General features: G+C 49.2%; 16 protein-coding genes. 13 read left to right on the top strand and 3 right to left on the bottom strand.

What is annotated here, in order from left to right; all coding sequences use genetic code 11:
• Nucleotides 1–266: 266 nt before the first annotated feature.
• The 3 genes from dnaB (at nt 267) to ICL07_RS11295 (ending at nt 4,111) form a co-directional block, all read left to right on the top strand.
• Nucleotides 267–1,835, top strand: coding sequence for a replicative DNA helicase (dnaB, locus tag ICL07_RS11305; protein WP_188088006.1), 1,569 nt, complete (start codon nt 267–269; stop codon nt 1,833–1,835).
• 123 nt (nt 1,836–1,958) lie between these two features.
• Nucleotides 1,959–3,314, top strand: coding sequence for an MATE family efflux transporter (locus ICL07_RS11300; RefSeq protein WP_188088005.1), 1,356 nt, complete (start codon nt 1,959–1,961; stop codon nt 3,312–3,314).
• Between the two features lie 89 nt (nt 3,315–3,403).
• The gene (locus tag ICL07_RS11295; protein WP_188088004.1) at nt 3,404–4,111 is read left to right on the top strand and encodes a 16S rRNA (uracil(1498)-N(3))-methyltransferase; all 708 of its coding nucleotides are present in this window, start codon (nt 3,404–3,406) and stop codon (nt 4,109–4,111) included.
• A gap of 182 nt (nt 4,112–4,293) precedes the next feature.
• Here ICL07_RS11295 and ICL07_RS11290 read toward each other — a convergent pair whose 3' ends face one another.
• Both ICL07_RS11290 and ICL07_RS11285 read right to left on the bottom strand, forming a co-directional pair.
• Nucleotides 4,294–5,058, bottom strand: a complete 765-nt coding sequence (locus ICL07_RS11290; RefSeq protein ID WP_188088003.1) for a TerC family protein — start codon at nt 5,056–5,058, stop codon at nt 4,294–4,296.
• A 24-nt stretch (nt 5,059–5,082) separates the two neighbouring features.
• Nucleotides 5,083–6,108, bottom strand: a complete 1,026-nt coding sequence (locus ICL07_RS11285) for a quinone-dependent dihydroorotate dehydrogenase (RefSeq protein WP_188088002.1) — start codon at nt 6,106–6,108, stop codon at nt 5,083–5,085.
• 180 nt (nt 6,109–6,288) lie between these two features.
• Between ICL07_RS11285 and ICL07_RS11280 the strand changes: the two genes are divergently transcribed.
• The 10 genes from ICL07_RS11280 (at nt 6,289) to ICL07_RS11235 (ending at nt 17,812) form a co-directional block, all read left to right on the top strand.
• Nucleotides 6,289–6,807: an RNA polymerase sigma-70 factor gene (locus ICL07_RS11280; protein WP_188088001.1), complete on the top strand. Its 519-nt coding sequence runs from the start codon at nt 6,289–6,291 to the stop codon at nt 6,805–6,807.
• Nucleotides 6,808–6,905: 98 nt separating this feature from the next.
• Nucleotides 6,906–7,892, top strand: a complete 987-nt coding sequence (locus tag ICL07_RS11275) for a FecR domain-containing protein (protein ID WP_188088000.1) — start codon at nt 6,906–6,908, stop codon at nt 7,890–7,892.
• Between the two features lie 229 nt (nt 7,893–8,121).
• Nucleotides 8,122–10,671 (top strand): carboxypeptidase-like regulatory domain-containing protein, encoded by a 2,550-nt coding sequence (locus ICL07_RS11270; protein WP_188087999.1) that lies wholly within the window; start codon nt 8,122–8,124, stop codon nt 10,669–10,671.
• A gap of 10 nt (nt 10,672–10,681) precedes the next feature.
• Complete coding sequence (locus tag ICL07_RS11265; RefSeq protein ID WP_188087998.1) at nt 10,682–11,533, top strand: DUF4249 domain-containing protein; 852 nt, start codon at nt 10,682–10,684, stop codon at nt 11,531–11,533.
• A gap of 424 nt (nt 11,534–11,957) precedes the next feature.
• Nucleotides 11,958–12,299 (top strand): DUF6686 family protein, encoded by a 342-nt coding sequence (locus ICL07_RS11260; protein ID WP_188087997.1) that lies wholly within the window; start codon nt 11,958–11,960, stop codon nt 12,297–12,299.
• 132 nt (nt 12,300–12,431) lie between these two features.
• Nucleotides 12,432–13,436 (top strand): glutaminase A, encoded by a 1,005-nt coding sequence (gene glsA, locus ICL07_RS11255; RefSeq protein ID WP_223151805.1) that lies wholly within the window; start codon nt 12,432–12,434, stop codon nt 13,434–13,436.
• Nucleotides 13,437–13,605: 169 nt separating this feature from the next.
• Nucleotides 13,606–14,547 carry a DnaJ C-terminal domain-containing protein gene (locus tag ICL07_RS11250; RefSeq protein WP_188087996.1) on the top strand — a complete coding sequence of 314 codons (942 nt, stop codon included), beginning with the start codon at nt 13,606–13,608 and terminating at the stop codon, nt 14,545–14,547.
• Nucleotides 14,540–14,890 (top strand): damage-inducible protein D, encoded by a 351-nt coding sequence (locus ICL07_RS11245; RefSeq protein WP_188087995.1) that lies wholly within the window; start codon nt 14,540–14,542, stop codon nt 14,888–14,890. The genes ICL07_RS11250 and ICL07_RS11245 overlap by 8 nt, the downstream gene beginning before the upstream one ends.
• Entirely contained in the window at nt 14,887–16,308 is a 1,422-nt protein-coding gene (locus ICL07_RS11240; protein WP_188087994.1) for a DHA2 family efflux MFS transporter permease subunit, read from the top strand. The genes ICL07_RS11245 and ICL07_RS11240 overlap by 4 nt, the downstream gene beginning before the upstream one ends.
• A 52-nt stretch (nt 16,309–16,360) precedes the next feature.
• Nucleotides 16,361–17,812 (top strand): hybrid sensor histidine kinase/response regulator, encoded by a 1,452-nt coding sequence (locus tag ICL07_RS11235; RefSeq protein WP_188087993.1) that lies wholly within the window; start codon nt 16,361–16,363, stop codon nt 17,810–17,812.
• Nucleotide 17,813: 1 nt separating this feature from the next.
• Here the strand turns inward: ICL07_RS11235 and ICL07_RS11230 are convergent, their stop codons facing one another.
• Nucleotides 17,814–18,638, bottom strand: coding sequence for a CvfB family protein (locus ICL07_RS11230; protein WP_188087992.1), 825 nt, complete (start codon nt 18,636–18,638; stop codon nt 17,814–17,816).

The raw sequence follows: 18,638 nt of genomic DNA, 5'->3' as shown, positions 1-18,638 counted from the left end.
CGGTTTTTGGTGGATAACTGTTATTGTCCAGTGGATAACCACCTTGTAAACGGTGGATAACCTGTTTGTAAGGGGTAATAAATTTTAGTCGTCAAATAAAAAAGGTTAATTAAAAAAATGCCTTTACCTTAGTTTGTACGGCTCGAGAAAATTTACAATTTCTTAAAGCGGCAATTGCTGCCGGATACAGGAATGATGCAAATAGATACCGGAAAGGCCCATTGACTGTAACCTTTTATTAACTTTTTTTAATACTCTGACCATAAATGGATCTCAATCTTAAGAAAGACCGCAATGTTCGCAGAAAGCCGGCCATTGAAGTGTCGTCCTTGGTGTATGGCAAGATACCACCACAGGCTAAAGAATTGGAAGAAGCTGTTTTGGGAGCCATCATGCTGGAGAAGGGTGCTTTTGATATTGTTGTAGAGATATTGAAAGGAGAATGCTTTTATGTGGAAGCACACCAGATGATTTTTTCTGCCATGACCCGCCTGGCATCAAAATCAATGCCGGTAGACATTCTCACCGTTACGGAAGAACTCAAATCCATGGGTTCACTGGAAGCGGTAGGCGGACCTTTTACGGTGATGAAACTCACCAATGCGGTAGTGTCTTCTGCCAACATCGAAGCGCACGCCCGTATTATCCTGCAGAAATTCATTCAGCGGGAACTGATCCGTATTTCCGGGGAGATCCTGACAGAATCCTACGAAGATACGGCGGACGTGTTTGACCTGCTGGACAGCGCGGAATCCAAACTCTTTGAGATCACCAACAACCACCTTCGTAAAAACTACGACTCCATCGACCGCGTACTGGTAAATACCATGAAACGCATCGAGGACCTGCGTAATAAAGGCGACGATATCACCGGGGTACCTTCCGGCTTCCCGTCACTCGACAAAGTGACCTACGGCTGGCAGTCCACTGACTTAATCATCATCGCTGCCCGTCCGTCTGTGGGTAAAACCGCTTTTGCCCTCAACCTGGCCCGTAATGCGGCCTTGCATCCCCGCTTCCCGAAAGGGGCAGCGGTATTCTCATTGGAGATGTCCTCGGGCCAGATTGTACAACGTATTCTCTCCGCAGAATCGGAAATCAAACTGGAAAAAATTTCCCGTGGTAAACTGGAAGAATATGAGATGAAGAAGCTGATGACGCACGGTATCGAACGGCTGGCCAAAGCCCCCATCTTCATCGATGATACCCCGGCACTCAACATCTTTGAGCTGAGAGCCAAATGCCGGCGATTGGTACATAACCACGGCGTAGGCGTTATCATCATCGACTACCTGCAGCTGATGAGCGGCAGCGGTGATGGCAGAGGGACCAACCGTGAACAGGAGATCAGTAAAATCTCCCGTGATCTCAAAGGCCTCGCGAAAGAGTTGCAGGTACCAGTGATTGCCCTCTCCCAGTTGAGCCGTGATGTGGAAAAACGTAAAGACGGTAATAAAATGCCGCAGTTGAGTGACCTCCGTGAATCCGGAGCGATTGAACAGGATGCCGACATGGTAATGTTCCTGTACCGCCCCGAATACTATGAGATCAACGCCAACGAAATGGGTGAATCCAACAAGGGTGAAACCCACGTCCGGATAGCCAAACACCGTAATGGTCAGCTGGATACCATCAAATTAAGAGCCGTACTGGAATTCCAGCGCTTTGAAGATGATGGCAGCCTGGAAAATCCCGGAGGCGGCGGAAGTCCCTTCGCCGGCATTTCCCGTCCACAACAAGGTGGCGGTAATGATGAGGCGAAGCTGTACATACAGAAGGGCTCCAAAATGAATGACATGAACTTTGATGAAGGTTTTGAAGATGCACCGTTTTAGCACCTGTAAAGATATTTGCTTAAAGGCCGGCATCACCTGATCGCCGGCCTTTTTGTTGGTACCGGATAAATTTATCACTATCAAAAAATTACCCTGTTATACTATCATTAATCAGATGAGTCAATGAAACAGCTTTATTTAAAATACCAGCATTATTACAAGGATAATTTCCATTTAGCCTATCCTGTCGTTATTTCCCAGCTTGGCCATACCCTGGTAGCCCTGTCTGATAGCATTATCATCGGTCATACCGGCAAAGTGCCGCTGGCGGCGGTGTCACTGGGCAACAGCCTGTTCAACATTTTTATGGTGACGGGCATCGGTATGTCCTATGGCCTCACCCCGCTCATTGCACAGGAGAACGGACGAGGCAACAAAAGCGCCATCGGCCACCTGCTGAGCCATAGCCTGATCATCAATATGGTGGTGGGTATCCTGTTATCTGCCGTTATTTACTTCGGTAGCAGTCACCTGGTATTGCTCCGCCAGGAAGCAGATGTAGCGGAACAGGCCCGTCCTTTCCTCCGTTATCTCGGCTTTTCCTTTATTCCGCTGATGTTGTTCCTGTCGTTTAAACAGTTCGCCGAAGGACTGGGTTTCACCCGGCAGGCGATGAACATCAGCATTATCGGTAACGTGATCAACATCATCATCGGTATTACCCTGGTGTATGGTCTTTTCGGGATGCCCCGCCTGGGTGTGGTGGGCGTTGGTATTGCCACTTTCACAGACCGGTTGATTATGGGTATTACCATGAGCTTTTATGTGCTGAAGTCACCCCGATTTAAACCATACCTGCAGGCTTTCGGTTTTCGTCATCTGCAATGGGCATCTATCAAAAAAATCATGGGCATCGGTACGCCGGTAGCACTGCAATATATTTTTGAGATCAGCGCCTTCAGCGGCGCGGCAGTTATCGTAGGCTGGATGGGCGCTGCCGAGCTGGCGGCCCATCAGATAGCGCTCAGTCTCGCTGCCATGACCTACATGATGGCGAGCGGTATCTCCGCAGCAGCGGGTATCAAGAGCGGTAATAACTTCGGTAAAAAGGACTACCTCTCCCTGCGTCATTCCGCTATCGCCAGTTATCATATGGTGCTGGTACTGATGGGTATCACCGCGCTGATATTCATGCTGGCTAAAAATCTGCTGCCAGCTATGTACATCAACGATCCGCAGGTGATACACATCGCTGCCGGTTTGTTGATTATCGCGGCGTTTTTCCAGCTGTTTGATGGCACACAGGTAGTAGGACTGGGAATTCTCCGTGGTCTCGGCGACGTTAGAATGCCAACACTGATTACATTGGTGGCTTATTGGGGTATCGGTATTCCATTGGGTTATGTGCTGGGTATCAAAATGGGTTACGGTGTGGAAGGCGTATGGTGGGCGTTGTTACTGGGGCTGCTGACCGCTTCTGTGCTGCTGTTTTTTCGTTTTCATATCAAAAGCCGCAAGCTGATTCATTCAGGTATTTGATTATTTGGTTATTTGATTATTGAAAGGATGCATGGTCTCCTTCAATAAGCAAATAACCAAATAACAAAATAATCAAATAATTTGCGCCCATGGACAAGCCTATCTTTTACGCGCCGGATATTGCAGAAGGCGCCGCTGCCTATACGATGAACGAGGATACGTCCAAGTATTGTATCCAGGTACTCCGGCATGAAAACGGTGATGAAGTGCTGCTGGCCGATGGCCGAGGCCACTGTTTTCATGCCGTGATCACGGACGATAACCGCAAGCGCTGCGGTGTCCGGATCACCAGCTGTGATACGCTGCCGGCGCCTTCGCCTGCACTTCGTATAGCCATTTCATTTACCAAAAACGCCTCCCGGATCGAATGGTTCCTGGAGAAAGCCACCGAAATAGGTATCCGGACCATCATCCCGTTGGTGAGTCACCGTACCGAAAAGGAAAAAATCAAAGCAGAGCGATTACAGAACATACTGGTATCGGCGATGTTGCAATCCCAGCAGTTTTACCTGCCGGAATTACAGGAACCGCAGCCGTTTGAGAAAGTCGTTCACAGCAATACCGATCCGCAAAAGCTGATAGCCCACTGTTTACCCGGACAAAAACGGGAACTGATCGATCACCTGCAACCAGGAAAGGATACCATTATCCTCATTGGTCCGGAAGGAGACTTTACACCGGAGGAGATACAACTGGCGCTGGATAAAGGGTTTGAGCCGGTATCACTGGGGAAGAACAGGCTGAGGACCGAGACGGCAGGGTTGGTAGCGGTAACGCTGATGAACATGAAGCTGTGATGGACATGATTAATGCTTATTTCGCTGATTAGCGAAGACCATGTTTTGTGGAAGAATTGTGATTTAATCTATTATAAAAAGAGAACGCCCGGAAGACATCTTCCGGGCGTTCTCTTTTTATATAATAAATATAACAAAACGCAATCTCCGCTAATCAGCGAAATCAGCATTAATTATGTTCATCACAGTTTGGGTTCCTTTAGCTCCACCGGTTTCCCTTGTCCTTTTCTTACCCGCATATTCAGCATTTCCACGCCGAAGGAGAACGCCATGGCGAAGTAAACGTAGTTTTTCAGGTGCAGGTCGTGGGCTTTTTCGGCGTCCCAGCCTTCTACGATGAGAATAGCGCCTACCATCACGAGGAAGGAAAGGGCCAGCATTTTAAGGGTAGGGTGTTTATGGATAAAGTCACTGATACGGGGTGCGAACAGGAACATGACGATCATGGCGATAACAACGGCGATGATCATGACAGGTACTTGTTTGGCGAGACCTACCGCGGTGATGATACTGTCGAAGGAGAAGACCGTGTCGATGACGATGATTTGTCCAACTACATTAAGCATGGAGGTAATGGGCTTGTTTCCGTTTTTTCCTTCGGTGGTGGTTTCTTCTCCTTCCAGTTTGTGGTGGATTTCGAGGGTGGTTTTGATGAGGAGGAAGAGGCCTCCGCCGAGCATGATGAGGTCGCGCAGGCTGAAACCGTGGCTGCCGATGTGAAACAGCGGGTTTACGGCCCTTACAATGTAGCCGATGCAGAGCAGGAGGATAATGCGTACAGCGATGCCGGTAAGCATCCAGATGCGGCGGGCCGCAGGACGTTTTTCAGCCGGGAGGCGGTTCATGACAATGGAAACGAAGATCACATTGTCGATGCCCAGTACCACTTCCATGAGTACCAGCGTGAAAAGGCTGATCAGTGATTCAGCCGTCAGAAATTGTTCCATATAGGTTGTAGTTGAGATGCTGCCTTAGTGTCGGAGGCCGGCACATATCTTCTTCACAATGGTCGGGCCTTCGTAGATGAAGCCGGTATATACCTGTACCAATGACGCGCCGGCATCCAGTTTTTCCTGTGCATCGGCGGCGGTGAAAATACCACCGGCGGCGATGATGGGAATACTGCCCTGGCTACGTTCGTGAATATATTTAATTACAGCCGTAGCCTTCTCCTTTACCGGCAACCCACTGAGGCCGCCCGCTCCGATTTCCGTTATGGTAGCCGCCGGAGTGGCCAGCCCTTCCCGGCTGATGGTGGTATTGGTGGCCACGATACCAGCCAGTTTGGTTTCCTGTACTATTTCGATGATATCATCCAGCTGCTCATGGGTGAGGTCCGGCGCTATCTTCAACAGGATCGGTTTGGGTTTCAGCTTTTGTGCGTTGAGCAGTTGCAGGTGATGCAGCAGCTGTTTCAGCGGCTCTTTCTCCTGTAAAGCTCTCAGGTTGGGGGTATTGGGGGAGCTGACATTCACCACGAAATAGTCGGCCACGTCATAAAGGGCGTGGAAACATTTTTCGTAGTCGCTTACCGCTTCTTCGTTAGGGGTATTTTTATTTTTACCGATGTTACCACCGACAATGATATTCGATTTTCTGAGACGTAATCTTTTCGCTGCGGCGGGGGCGCCTTCATTATTAAAGCCCATACGGTTGATCAGGGCCTGGTCTGCCGGCAGGCGGAAAAGGCGGGGTTGATCGTTGCCCGGTTGAGGCAATGGCGTGACGGTGCCGATTTCCACAAAGCCGAATCCGAGGCAGGCCAGTTCATCAATATATTTGGCGTCTTTATCAAATCCGGCTGCCAATCCTACCGGGTTGGAAAAGCGGAGGCCAAACAGCTCTTTTTCCAGTCCTTTGGTTTTGACATCACAAAAGGCCCGCAATACATTTTTGCCAAAAGGGAGGGCATAAATCGTTTTCATTCCACGCATCACAGTGTGGTGGATCTTTTCCGGCTGAACGCGGAATAACAGTTTTTTGATTAGCTCGTACATTGCGGGGTCAAAGATAACTATGATTTACCTGATTTTATGGATTCATCCGGGGTATACATCCCCTATCTTCCAAAAAATCTTTGTTAAAAAAAATATAACAAAAAATTGGCATAATTCACCTGTGCTCATCCGTGAAATCAGCAAAAATCATCTAAATCCTAATTATATTTGTGCCTCATCATGTTGGAACTCCAGTCATTCGAATCATTGTTCCGGGAAAATCATGCGCAATGCGTTGCCTTTGCCACACACTACATGGGGGATTCCCATGCGGCGGAGGAAGTCGTACAGCAGGTATTTTTAAGGCTCTGGGAAAAGCGGGATAGTATCACTATTACCGGGCCGGTAAAAGCGTACCTGTTTTCGGCTATCCGGAACACGGCTATCAGCCAGTGGCGTAAGGAGACGGTCCGGATGGACCGGGAAACCCACTACAGCACAATCAGGGATATTGCCACAGAAGCTACCGACCAGGCCCGCGAGCTGGAAAAGTTGTACCAGCAGGCGTTGGACCGGCTACCGGAGCGGTGCCGGGAAGTGTTTGTGCTGAGTCGCCAGCAACAGATGAAATACGCTGAAATTGCGGCTACCCTCGATATTTCGGTAAAGACAGTAGAGAACCATATGGGCAAGGCCCTTCGTATCCTGCACCAGGAACTGAAGGAATACCTGCCTTTGTTAACAGGATTTTTATTTTAAAAAATATAAAGGGACGCATAGGGGAAACCCATTTTTGCGTGCGTCTACTTAAATAGAGACCCGCTTGAGCGGGACCTTGATAAAAACGTACAACTGGCATGACATCAACCTTTTCTGATGAGGCACTGTATACCTTGCTTTGCAAGTATCTGCTGAATGAAGCGGATGCAGCGGAGCGTGCCTGGGTAGACGCCTGGTTGCAGGACGATACCGGCAACGCCACATTACTGGCGTCGTTGGGTAAGGTACTGCAAACAGCTGCCGATCAGGCGGTGACAGTACCGGTGGAAACAGACCGCTCCTGGGAACAGTTGTATGCCAAAATGAATGTTACGCCGGTACAGGCACAGGCGCCGGTGATACCGGAACCTGCCCGTAAATCCGGCTATATTTATACCTTATTGAAAGTAGCCGCGGTATTGCTGATAGCGCTGGGCGCCGGATGGTGGTTTATGACCGGCAAAAAGCCGGCAGCCGTTTATGCAGGACCCGCTACCACCCAATTGCCGGACGGCAGCAGCGTAACGCTGATGGCCGATTCCAAACTGGAGCTGGCAAAAGGCTATAATAACAGGAACCGGACCGTGAGCCTGAACGGTGTTGCTACCTTCGATGTTGCCGGTAATGCAGGCAACCCGTTTGTGGTGATGCTGGGACGCACAGAGGTAAAAGTACTCGGTACCCGTTTTACGGTACATTATGTACCCGGTCAACAGGCAATATCCGTACATGTGGCCAGTGGTAAGGTAATGGTGATCGATCATGATAAGGCAGACAGCGTTGTGCTGACACAAGGCATGCTGCTGCAACATGATAATCTCCGCCCTGTTTTCCGCATCGCCTCGCATGTAGCGGATATGGAGAAAAAGTCACTTGCTTTTCATGATACTCCTTTGGAGGAAGTGCTGCACACCATCACAGAGGTGTATGACGTAAAAGTGGAGCTGGAAAATACTGCGCTGCTGAAACTAACCGTCAACGCCAACTTTAATAATCAAAGTATTGAAGAAGTGATGACTGCGCTGGGGATGCTGCTCAACGCACAGTGGGAGAAAACAGGCGACAGACAATATAAATTAAAGTAGGTTTTTTCTTATGATATTTGGCGAACTTGCCGGGAGATTTACTGTAGCAAATCTCCCTGTAGGTTCGCTATTCATCGTTTTAGAAGAAGAGGAGATCTATCTATATCCCGATAACAAAGTCATTCATTAAATTATGTCGTTAGCCGGCAAACTGCTGACGGGAATCATATGTTTTTTACTGTGTTTCCCGTTAAAAGTTTCAGGGTGGGATTGGCAGACAAGAGTCACAGTGGTAGTAAAGGACCAGCCCCTAAAGGCGGTGTGTGAAATACTGGAGAAAGAATACGGCATCCATTTTTCATATAGCAGGGAACTTGTAGACTTGTCCCGTAAAGTTACGGTCACAGCATATCAACAGCGGCTCAGAAGCCTGCTGGAGCAGCTGTTTGCGCCTGAAGATATCCGCTTTACCCGTGTTGGGGACCAGCTCGTACTCCAACAAATTAAGCGCAGTACCCATACCATCAGCGGTTATGTACAGGATGCCGTCAGTGGGGAGAAGCTCCCCGGCGCTACGATCTATGCCCCCACCCTCAAACAGGGTACTACTACCAATCAGTACGGTTTTTTTAGTCTCACTACCGTCAAAGACTCCAATAGCCTGATTATTTCCTATGTAGGATATGAACCGGCCTTGCTGCCATTGGATGGGCAGACTAACCGGATATTGCTGGTGCCCCTGCGCCCCCTGGCCAGCCTCCAGGAGGTGGTGGTAAGCGGTACCGATAAAACCAGATTACAGGACCAGACCCAGATGAGTAAGGTGCATTTGCCATTGGCAGCGGTGAAATCCATGCCCCGGTTACTCGGTGAAGCCGATGTGATGCGTACCCTGCAATCCATGCCGGGCGTAGGCGGTGGTATGGATGGCGTAGGCGGACTGCATGTAAGAGGTGGTAGCCCGGACCAAAACCTGATCCTCATGGATGGCACACCGGTGTTTAATTTCTCTCATTTTTTCGGCGTGTATTCCCTGCTGAATGCGGAAATGGTGAAGTCTGCCGATCTCTATAAAGGGGCTTTCCCGGCCCGTTTCGGCGGACGATTATCGTCGGTGGTGGATATCTCCCTCAAAGATGGCGATATGCGGAACTATCACGGCGATGTAGCGGTGGGTATGATCTCCGCGAAGATCAACGTGGAAGGTCCCATCGTAAAGGATAAGACTTCTTTCATCGTTTCTGCCCGTCGTTCCTATCCTGATTTGTTGTACAATGCTGCAGCCAACATGGAAGATGATGCCGGAAACAAAGGCACTGTATATGCTTATTTCTATGATGTAAACGTTAAAGTCAATCATATTTTTTCGCCCAAAGACAGAATCTTCCTGAGTTTATATAAGGGAGAAGATAATTTGTCTATCAAAGGAATGGTGGATAGCACCGCAGACCAGGCCGGCCGTATTACGGAAAATAGCCGCTTTCAGCTGGGATGGGGCAATACCATCGGTGCGATACGCTGGAACCATATTTACAATACCCGGTTGTTCTCTAATGTGAGTGCCAACTATTCCCAGTATGCCTTTAAAACGGAATACGGATTTCAGTATAACATGCCTTCAACGGGACAGGCTTCAGACCTGTATGGGAAATACTTCTCCCGGATGAAAAATGTGGGTGTCAAAATTGATTTTGATTATCGCCCCACACCTAACCATGCCATCCGTTTTGGCGCAGCAGGTATTGCCCACTATTTCAAACCCGGCCTGATGGATCTTGCCGATAAAGGGCCTAACCCGGTGATACCGCTGGATACCATGAAAAAAGGGCTGGATATACGGGGTACAGAAATGTTGTTATACGGGGAAGATGACTGGCGGTTGACAGAAAACCTCTATGCCAACATCGGTGTGCATCTATCCGGGTTCCTGGTAGAAGGACGTTTTTATCATTCCCTGCAACCCAGGCTGGGACTGCGATACATGTTGCCGCATAACTGGGCGGTGAAAGCGTCGTATACGCATATGAACCAGTATATCCACCTGTTGTCCAACAATGGTACTTCCCTGCCTACCGATATCTGGGTACCTTCCACACAGCGGGTGGCGCCCATGCTTTCCCGGCAGGTAGCGGCGGGTATCGCAAAAACCAGTACCAACGGCGTTTTTGAGTTCTCTCTGGAAGGTTATTACAAGGCCATGTATAACATGATCGAATATGTGAATAATAACTCCATACTGACCTCCAACCTGGAACGCTGGGATGAAAATGTAGCGCTTGGCAAAGGCTGGAGTTACGGCGGAGAAGCCATGATCAGAAAACAAAAAGGTTCCACTACCGGTTGGATTGGTTATACACTGGCCTGGAGTACCCGGCAGTTTCCCGATATCAACCAGGGGCGTATCTTCCCTTATAAATACGATCACCGTCACGATGTGGAAATTGTGCTGACGCAGCAGATCGGCAAACACTGGGAGGCTTCCGCTTCCTGGCACTTTACCACCGGTTCGCCGCTGACGTTGCCGGTATCCAGTTATCATGGTGCAGGTACCGCCTCGCCCTGGGACCCGGGCAGCGGTGTTGATGTATCGGTTGACCGCTACGGGGGACGTTATAATTACCGTGCTGAAAATGTACACCGGCTGGATGTGGGCATCAGCCATACCAAACAGAAAAAACACTGGAGCAGGACCTGGAACCTGAGCGTGTTTAACGTTTACAATCAAAAGAATCCTTTTATCTACTATATGAAGCGGGATGAAGAGGAAAAGCAGCGTTACCTGTCGAAGGTAACGGTGATGCCTATACTCCCCAGCATTACCTATTCGATCAAATTTTAAAACAACATTCATGAGATCTTTTTTCGTATATGGTATACTGTTGACGACTTTGCTGACGGCCTGTGAAGAACGGGTGAATATACAGCTGCGGTATGAAGGAGATAAGATTGTGATAAACAGTTTGCTGCAACCGGACAGCGTGGCGTATGTGCGTATTACCCGCAGTGTACCGGCTAATGTATATGATGAAGGCGGATTTACAGAAATCGGGAATGCAGCGGTTACCCTGTTGCAGAATGGTGTGGCCATGAGCCCGTTGCAGCAACAGCAAATAAAGGGCCGTACCTATTTTGTGTCCCGGGAGAAGGTAACTAACGGCAACACATATACGATAAATGTGAGTGCGGCCGGTCTTACGCCCGTCAGCGCACAGGATACCTTGCCGGTGGCGCCTATCATTGCTGACGCAGCAGGACAGAAGGGCAGCACGAGGGTGGTGTTTACCCTGAAAGACCGTCCGGGCGCGGCGGATTACTACCGGATACGACTGTTTGCATATGGCCCGGATAATCAACCGGACACGGCGCGCGGCTTCCGTCTGGACCCCGCTTTTAATAATAACCTGATTGATGTTATCGCCAATACCCACAATGACGCACTGATTATGGATGATACCCGTTTCGACGGGAAAACTGTCAATTTTGTATTGGAAACACAAGCCCTCATCAATAGCTCCCGCATGATGCTGGAAGTCAGCACCATGACCGATGGCGGATTCAAATATTTCCGCACGCTCGGAATGCAATACCTGGGAGCGGGCGGACTACTGGCCGAACCGGCGCCTGTGTATACTAATGTGCATAACGGTTATGGTATCGTAGCTGGTATCAATTCAAGACGATTGGTGTTTGACACAGAGTAACCTGTTCCGTTTGTTAATAACAGTAATGCACAAACGTCATATCACAGAAATTTGCGTGATCCGGGAATTGGGAGTCCTTACCAGACAATTCCCTTCTTCCGAAAGATAAATAAATCAAAAGATATATAAATAGTGTGAAACCCGGCGCCTGCTGTATTTACAGCGGGCGCTTCTTTATAGGGATGCTAAAGAAATGTTAACGAAACTTTCCTTTTTGCGTAAATCGTTTTCCTGATCCGTCCATAGCAATTGTTTACTCCGCTGTACTTTTGATATGACAAGATGCTAAGGTGTATTTTGCTATACATAATAGAGAAGAGAAAGTATCTGTTGTTTGTAACCTCATTTTAGTAAAGAGTGATGAAACAAAAGTCCTGACAGCGGCCGATCCTCCGGCCGCTGGAGGCACTAACCGCAAAAGCTTATGTGTAACTATCAGACTTTATATCATAACAGCCATGGATATGTGATCCGTTGCGCCCATTGTAAGGGTATTCAGATGGCCTTTGGTACCAGTGTGGTGAATCTCGCGCCGGAAGAATTTTTCTGTTTTGCTGATATGGTAGTACGCTTGTCAGACAACCCGGACCCGATGTACGGGGAAAACGAGAAAAGTATTTGTTTGCCCTTGCCGGCAGATCATGTAATGATGCTGCTAACACCCGCAGAAGTGCGTACCCTTGCCAGAATGGTAATGGAAGTACAAGCCTTGCTGGAGGCTTACGCCATACTGGACGCCGCTTCCCCTTGTTCTTCGGAAGACTGATGCCCGCTTGTTTTTTGTTAACCCCTCCGGAGTGTTATCCCCTATTTCCTGCTCCAAAATAAAGGGCCGTGTTTGAACCTTATTCGCTTCGGGCGTGTTCTAGTGGTTACGCGGATCACCTAAATATTTCACATGAAAAAAAGACTACTTTTTTTGCTGGCGGCCATGTTACTCTGCCGGGGATTGGGATATGGACAGAAACTCACGGAGAAGCATATCCGCGAAGTGATGCAGCAGGCCTATAACCAGTTCAAAAACAGTAGTGGTGGCGCTAATGCGAGTTACATTCCTTATCTGGCCAATATAGATCCTGAGTTGTATGGAATTGCCATCTGTACGTCTGATGGGAAAGTACTGGAGCTGGGTGATACCAAATATGAGTTCGGGATAGAGTCTATTTCCAAAGTTTTTGTACTGGCATTGGCGATGCAGCAGCGGGGCGCCAAAGCGGTGGAGGACAGTATTGGTGTGAATGCTACGGGGATGCCGTTTAATTCAGTCATGGCCGTTGAGCTGAACCCGCAGCGGGCCGTTAATCCGCTGGTCAATGCCGGGGCCATGGCGACCAACAGTTTCATCAGGGCGCCTGGCAGTGCCGCCAAATGGGCGCTGATCGATGATATGATGGCGAAGTTTGCCTCCCGGCGTTTGTCGGTCATCCAGCAGTTATACGCCTCCGAAACCGCTACTAATCTGCATAACAGGGCTATTGCCTGGTTATTGTACTCCTATGGCCGTTTTTATGATGATATCAGTGAATCGGTGGACCTGTATACCCGTGCCTGCTCTTACGGTTCCAGTACGCGCGACCTGGCTATTATGGCCGGTACCCTTGCCAACAGCGGTGTGAACCCGGTAACGAAGGAGAAGGTGATAGATGCCGTTTTATGCCCGCGTATACTGGCTACTATGATTACCGAAGGATTGTATGATGATACTGGCGCCTGGGTATATCATACCGGCGTGCCTGCCAAAAGCGGTGTTGGCGGCGGTATAATCGCAGTGGTGCCTGGTAAAATGGCCATTGCGGTATTTGCCCCGCCGCTGGATAAATCCGGTAACAGCATAAAAGCGCAGAAAACGCTGCAGTATATTATCGATGAACTGAAGCTGAATCTGCTGCTTCCCCATGGATAGGCGCAGTGCGTATTACCGTTACCGTGTCTGTCCGGCAGGTGAGTAACGATGCCGGTTATTGTCAACAAAAAGGCGGGATCTCCCCTGTAAAATACCGGTATAATTCGGTATATTTCTTGTGGCCCTTTCAGCTCCTGAACAAGTTTCAATCATCACATGTTGTATACTTATGGACGTAAAAGATTACTACAAGATACTTGGCGTAGAAAAAACAGCAACAGCGGAACAGATCAAAAAAGCGTACCGGAAACTGGCGGTGAAATACCATCCCGATAAAAACCAGGGGGATAAGGCCGCTGAAGACAAATTCAAGGAAATCAACGAAGCCTACGAAGTATTAAGCGACGAAGAAAAACGCAAAAAATACGATCAGTTCGGGGAAAACTACAAGTATTACGAGCAGCACGGTGGCCGGCCGGAAGATTTTGACTGGTCGCAGTATGGCGGTGGTGGCCGGCAAGGCGGCTACACCTATTCCGGCAATATGGAGGACATGTTTGGCGGGGAAGGTGGTTTTTCTGATTTCTTCGAGCAGCTGTTTGGCAGCCGTTTTACCGGCGGTGGCCGGCGGCAGCAACAGGGGCCGGGCCGTGGCCGCGATGTACAGGCTACCATGGAAGTATCGCTGGAAGATGCCTACACCGGCGCCACCAAACAGGTGGAGGTTAACGGCAGCCGGTTGAATATCAAAATGAAGCCCGGATTGCACGAAGGCCAGGTGATCCGCCTCAAGGGAAAGGGCTCACCCGGGCGCCAGGGAGGGCCGGCAGGAGACCTGCTCATCACCATCCAGCTGGGAGCCCATCCGCAATACGAACTAAAAGGACAAGATATTCATACGGAAGTGCCATTACCCTTATATACGGCTATCCTGGGCGGTAAACTCACCGTACCCACCCCTGCCGCCTCACTGAGCATGAATATCCCCGCAGGGACCGACAGTGGCAAGGTTTTCCGGCTAAAAGGCAAAGGCATGCCGGCATATGACCATAAAGGCACTGCCGGCGATCTGTACATCAAAACAGTCGTACATATACCCAAAAACCTTTCCGACAAGGAAAAAGAATTGTTTCAGCAACTTTCACAACTAAATGAGAATGGTCATGCTTAAACTTTTTGATTACCTGGAAGAAGTGATTGCCACCGAGAGGATTTCACAGTTGAAAAATCCGCCCCTGCTGTATACTGCCAGCGAAATCATGCAGGAGCTGGGTTATCAGGACCCTCATATGCTGCAGGAACCGCTGGACAGGGCCATGCACGCCTGTGCCTCCCTGCAGATACCCGTCAACTATAACTTTCATAAAATTTTTTGTTTTAAAGACGGTGGAGAAATGGAAACAGACTGGCAGCTGTCTGAACTCGCCACCTATTTGCTGATGATCAACTGCAACCCGCTCAATCCGCTGGTCGCCAAAGCACAGCTGATCTTTATGATGAAAGACCGCGTATGAGAGATGTCAACCGGACCGGTATTCTGATTGTGATCATCATGGGTACCACCATGGCAGGGATTGATTCTAGCATTGTCAATATATCCCTGCCCGTTATGAGTAAACAATTTAATTGTACGCTCAGTGAAATTGAATGGGTGATCACCGTGTACATGCTCAGCTTCTCTGTACTTATGCCGCTTACCAACTGGCTGAAGAACCGCATCGGCTTTTTTAACCTCTATATCGGCGCTATTTCCCTGTTTACTTTCGGATCGCTGTTGTGCGCATTATCTACCACCCTGCCTTCCCTGCTGGTGGGCCGGATAGTACAGGCACTGGGCGGCGGCGCCATGGCGCCTACTTCCATGGCCATCATCTCCTATGTGTTCCCTGCGCGGGTGCGGGGCGCTGTATTGGGCTGGTGGGGATTGGGTAACCTGGCAGGACCGGCCATCGGTCCTACTTTGGGCGGTATCCTGACCCAACAGTTCGGATGGCCTTCTATCTTTTATATCAATTTACCGATAGGAATTATCACCGTCATCCTGTCGTTCAAGTACCTGAACGTATTGCGCAGCCAGGCGAAGCTAAAGCTCCCCTTTGATCTGATGGGCTTCACCACGCTGACCATCTTCCTGGTGTGCCTGCAATACGGCGTGGCACGTGCAGAAGTGTTGGGTATATCATCTCCCGAAATATTAACCACGCTGGGGGTAGCGGTGGTGTCGCTGATCGCTTTTATCCTGCTGGACCGTAAACGTAAGGCGCCTATTATTGACCTGGAGTTGTTTACCAACTATTCTTTTGTCAGTTGTATACTGGTTACTATTTCCCGCGCGGCCGCCCTGTATGGCGGCTTGTTTCTGATGCCTTTCCTGTTGCAGGAGCAAATGGGTTATTCGGAAGGCGCTTCGGGCTTGCTGATATTACCTAACTCCGTGTTTATGGCCGCATTGATGCCGTTTGCCGGTAAGTGGTCTGATAAACATGGTTCCCGTGAAATCTCTATGCTGGGGATAGTATTACTGGCCGTATCCATGTACCTGTTTTCCATATTGGACCGGGGCAGCAATCTCCTGGAGGTGATTACCGCGATGACCGTGCGGGGGCTGGGAATGGGGCTGCTGCTGGCGCCGTTGAATGCCGCTACGCTGAGTGCGGTGCGGCCGTCGGAGGTAACGATGGCCTCCTCTCTCAGCACCCTGATGCAACAGGTGGGTGGCGCTATTGGCATCGCCGTACTGGCTATTATTACCCAAAACGCCTACAACAATCATGTGCTTGCCGGCGCAGCTTCCATGCGGGCGCATCACCTGGCGTTGCGGGAAGGATTTCATATTTCCCTGATCATCCTCCTGGTTACACTGGTGCCTGCCTGGTTCCTGCCCCGCAGGAATGTAGTGCTGAAAGATGTGGATGCACATATCGATACCTGATGTATCTTGGCACATATTTTTTAACGAATACAGCGGAACCACACCATCACCTATGGCTATAAACAGTAAGCGGCATATATTAATGATTGACGATGATGAGGATGATTTTTTCCTGGTAAATGCACTGCTACAGGATATTTCCCCCGATGAGTACGTTTTGCAGTGGGTATCTTCCTATAGTGAAGCGCTGGCTATTATCGAAGCCAGGGCGCATGATTTGTACCTGGTAGACTATCGGCTGGGGGCTCATACCGGTATTGATGTGTTGCATCATTTCCGCAACCTGGGTTATAAAGCCCCGGTTATTTTGTTTACCGGTAAAGGTGATTATCATATAGATAAAGAAGCCATGCAGGCCGGCGCAGCGGATTACCTGGTGAAAAGTGAGATCAATGCGGTGGGACTGGAACGTGCTATCCGTTATACCCTGGATAAATTCACGCATCTGCATGCCATTGAGAAAAGTGAAAAAAGATATTTCAGCATTTTTGAGAAATCCAATGATGCCATTCTGCTGGCTGACTGTGAGCATCGTATTGTAGCCGCCAACCCCGCTGCCATCCGGCTGTTGCGTTATGAAGAGGCTTCACTGTACAACAGTTATCTGGGTAATCTTTTTGCCAACAACGAGCAAATCAAAACGTTTATTGACCAGTTATGTGCGGAAGATGGCGTGGTACACCAGGAATTTGTGTTCCGTACGTTTGAGGGACAACAGATCGATGTGGTGGTGAATGCCTCGTTGCTGGATGAAAAAAAACAATTGTATCTCTGTATTATCCAGGATATCACAGAACGTAAAAGAAAGGAACAGGAAAAACAACAGCAGGAGAAATTCGCCATTACCGGCAGGATAGCCCGTGTAATTGCCCATGAGGTGCGTAATCCGCTGACGAATATTTTGCTGGCTGTTTCTGAATTAAAAACCTCCGATATGCCGGAAACGGCCGATTCCCAGCTGTACCTCGATATTATGGAGCGTAACTGTCATCGTATTAATCAGCTGGTGACAGAGTTGCTGGAGTCTACCCGCATGTCTGAACTGAATATGCTGGCGCAGGGCCTGAATGTGCTGATAGAGAAAACCCTTCAGCTGGCGGCGGACCGGTTGCAGCTGAACGATATCCGGGTAGTCAAAAAATTGCGGGAACCCGATATGCAGATTATGGCCGATGAGGATAAGATGATCATCGCGCTGCTGAATATTGTTATCAACGGCATTGAAGCGATGAAAGCAGGTGACGGTACGCTGGAGCTGGAAACCTGGCATGATACCGAACGGGTATTTGTTCGTATACGCGATACCGGTAGTGGCATTCCGCCGGAAAACCTGGCCAAACTATTTGAGCCATTTTTCACCAGTAAAACCAAGGGCACTGGTCTGGGGCTCACGGCTACACAGAATATCATCCTCAATCATAAAGGCCAGATACAGGTAAACAGCCGTCCCGGTGAAGGGACGGAGTTTGTGATCAGTTTCCCGATTGTAAAAGGCGCGAAGTAAATCAGGCTTCTTTGATGCCTGTTTGGGTGAAGATAATTTTCCGTTGTTTATACAGGTTGCCGATAGTCATCTTGAATGTTTTTTTGCTCATGCCGAAGAACTCCTGTATTTCTTCCGGGGTGGACTTATCATGATAGGGCAGGTAACCGCTGTTTTCGTGTAGGAGACGGAGTATTTTTTCTCCTTCATCTTCCACCCGCTTATACCCTGGTTGGCCCAGTACCACGTCTATTTTATCTTCCCGGATGCCACGGATAAAGCCTTTCAGTTTATCTCCCACTTCCACAGTACGAAAGAGTTCGTTGTGATGGAGGATACCGGTATGCTGGTTATTGATGATGACCACGTAGCCGATATCGGTGCGGCGGTACACCACCAGGTTGACCGGGTCCATTTCTTTTACGGTCAGGTTTTCGTTGCTCAGGAAACGGTCTATTTTCTCTGTGGCAGCGAGACGGCCGGTCAGTTCATCGATATATATTCTTACGAGGTATTCCTGTCCGGGTACCATGCGGGTCAGCTGTTGTGACTGTGGCACAAAGAGGTCTTTCATCAGGCCCCAGTCGAGGAAAGCGCCCTGTTGGGTGGTGCTGACGGCTTTGAGGTTGACGATATCGCCCGCAATGCCATAGGGCTTTTGGGTAGTGGCGATCAGCCTGTTTTCGGAATCATGGTACAGGAATACTTCCAGTTCATCGCCTATTTTGGTGCCATCGGGCACAAACCTTGACGGCAACAGTATTTCCTGGTCCACACCTTCCAGATATACGCCGAAATCAGCTTCTTTTTTAACCCTTAACAGGTTATACTCACCCACCTTTATCAT

The sequence above is a fragment of the Chitinophaga qingshengii genome (assembly GCF_014529935.1).
In the GTDB taxonomy this organism is placed as follows: domain Bacteria; phylum Bacteroidota; class Bacteroidia; order Chitinophagales; family Chitinophagaceae; genus Chitinophaga; species Chitinophaga qingshengii.
Note: the sequence above shows the minus strand (reverse complement) of the source record. Positions and strands in the feature narration are given on the sequence as shown.

What these genes read in the sequence shown, in the direction of transcription:
- glsA (WP_223151805.1), top strand. Translation starts at nt 12,432, where the DNA reads ATGAAAAAAAGACTACTTTTTTTGCTGGCGGCCATGTTACTCTGCCGG.
- ICL07_RS11260 (WP_188087997.1), top strand. Translation starts at nt 11,958, where the DNA reads ATGTGTAACTATCAGACTTTATATCATAACAGCCATGGATATGTGATC.
- ICL07_RS11250 (WP_188087996.1), top strand. Translation starts at nt 13,606, where the DNA reads ATGGACGTAAAAGATTACTACAAGATACTTGGCGTAGAAAAAACAGCA.
- ICL07_RS11300 (WP_188088005.1), top strand. Translation starts at nt 1,959, where the DNA reads ATGAAACAGCTTTATTTAAAATACCAGCATTATTACAAGGATAATTTC.
- ICL07_RS11285 (WP_188088002.1), bottom strand. Translation starts at nt 6,108, where the DNA reads ATGTACGAGCTAATCAAAAAACTGTTATTCCGCGTTCAGCCGGAAAAG.
- ICL07_RS11230 (WP_188087992.1), bottom strand. Translation starts at nt 18,638, where the DNA reads ATGATAAAGGTGGGTGAGTATAACCTGTTAAGGGTTAAAAAAGAAGCT.
- ICL07_RS11290 (WP_188088003.1), bottom strand. Translation starts at nt 5,058, where the DNA reads ATGGAACAATTTCTGACGGCTGAATCACTGATCAGCCTTTTCACGCTG.
- ICL07_RS11275 (WP_188088000.1), top strand. Translation starts at nt 6,906, where the DNA reads ATGACATCAACCTTTTCTGATGAGGCACTGTATACCTTGCTTTGCAAG.
- ICL07_RS11265 (WP_188087998.1), top strand. Translation starts at nt 10,682, where the DNA reads ATGAGATCTTTTTTCGTATATGGTATACTGTTGACGACTTTGCTGACG.
- ICL07_RS11280 (WP_188088001.1), top strand. Translation starts at nt 6,289, where the DNA reads ATGTTGGAACTCCAGTCATTCGAATCATTGTTCCGGGAAAATCATGCG.
- ICL07_RS11235 (WP_188087993.1), top strand. Translation starts at nt 16,361, where the DNA reads ATGGCTATAAACAGTAAGCGGCATATATTAATGATTGACGATGATGAG.
- ICL07_RS11240 (WP_188087994.1), top strand. Translation starts at nt 14,887, where the DNA reads ATGAGAGATGTCAACCGGACCGGTATTCTGATTGTGATCATCATGGGT.
- dnaB (WP_188088006.1), top strand. Translation starts at nt 267, where the DNA reads ATGGATCTCAATCTTAAGAAAGACCGCAATGTTCGCAGAAAGCCGGCC.
- ICL07_RS11245 (WP_188087995.1), top strand. Translation starts at nt 14,540, where the DNA reads ATGCTTAAACTTTTTGATTACCTGGAAGAAGTGATTGCCACCGAGAGG.
- ICL07_RS11295 (WP_188088004.1), top strand. Translation starts at nt 3,404, where the DNA reads ATGGACAAGCCTATCTTTTACGCGCCGGATATTGCAGAAGGCGCCGCT.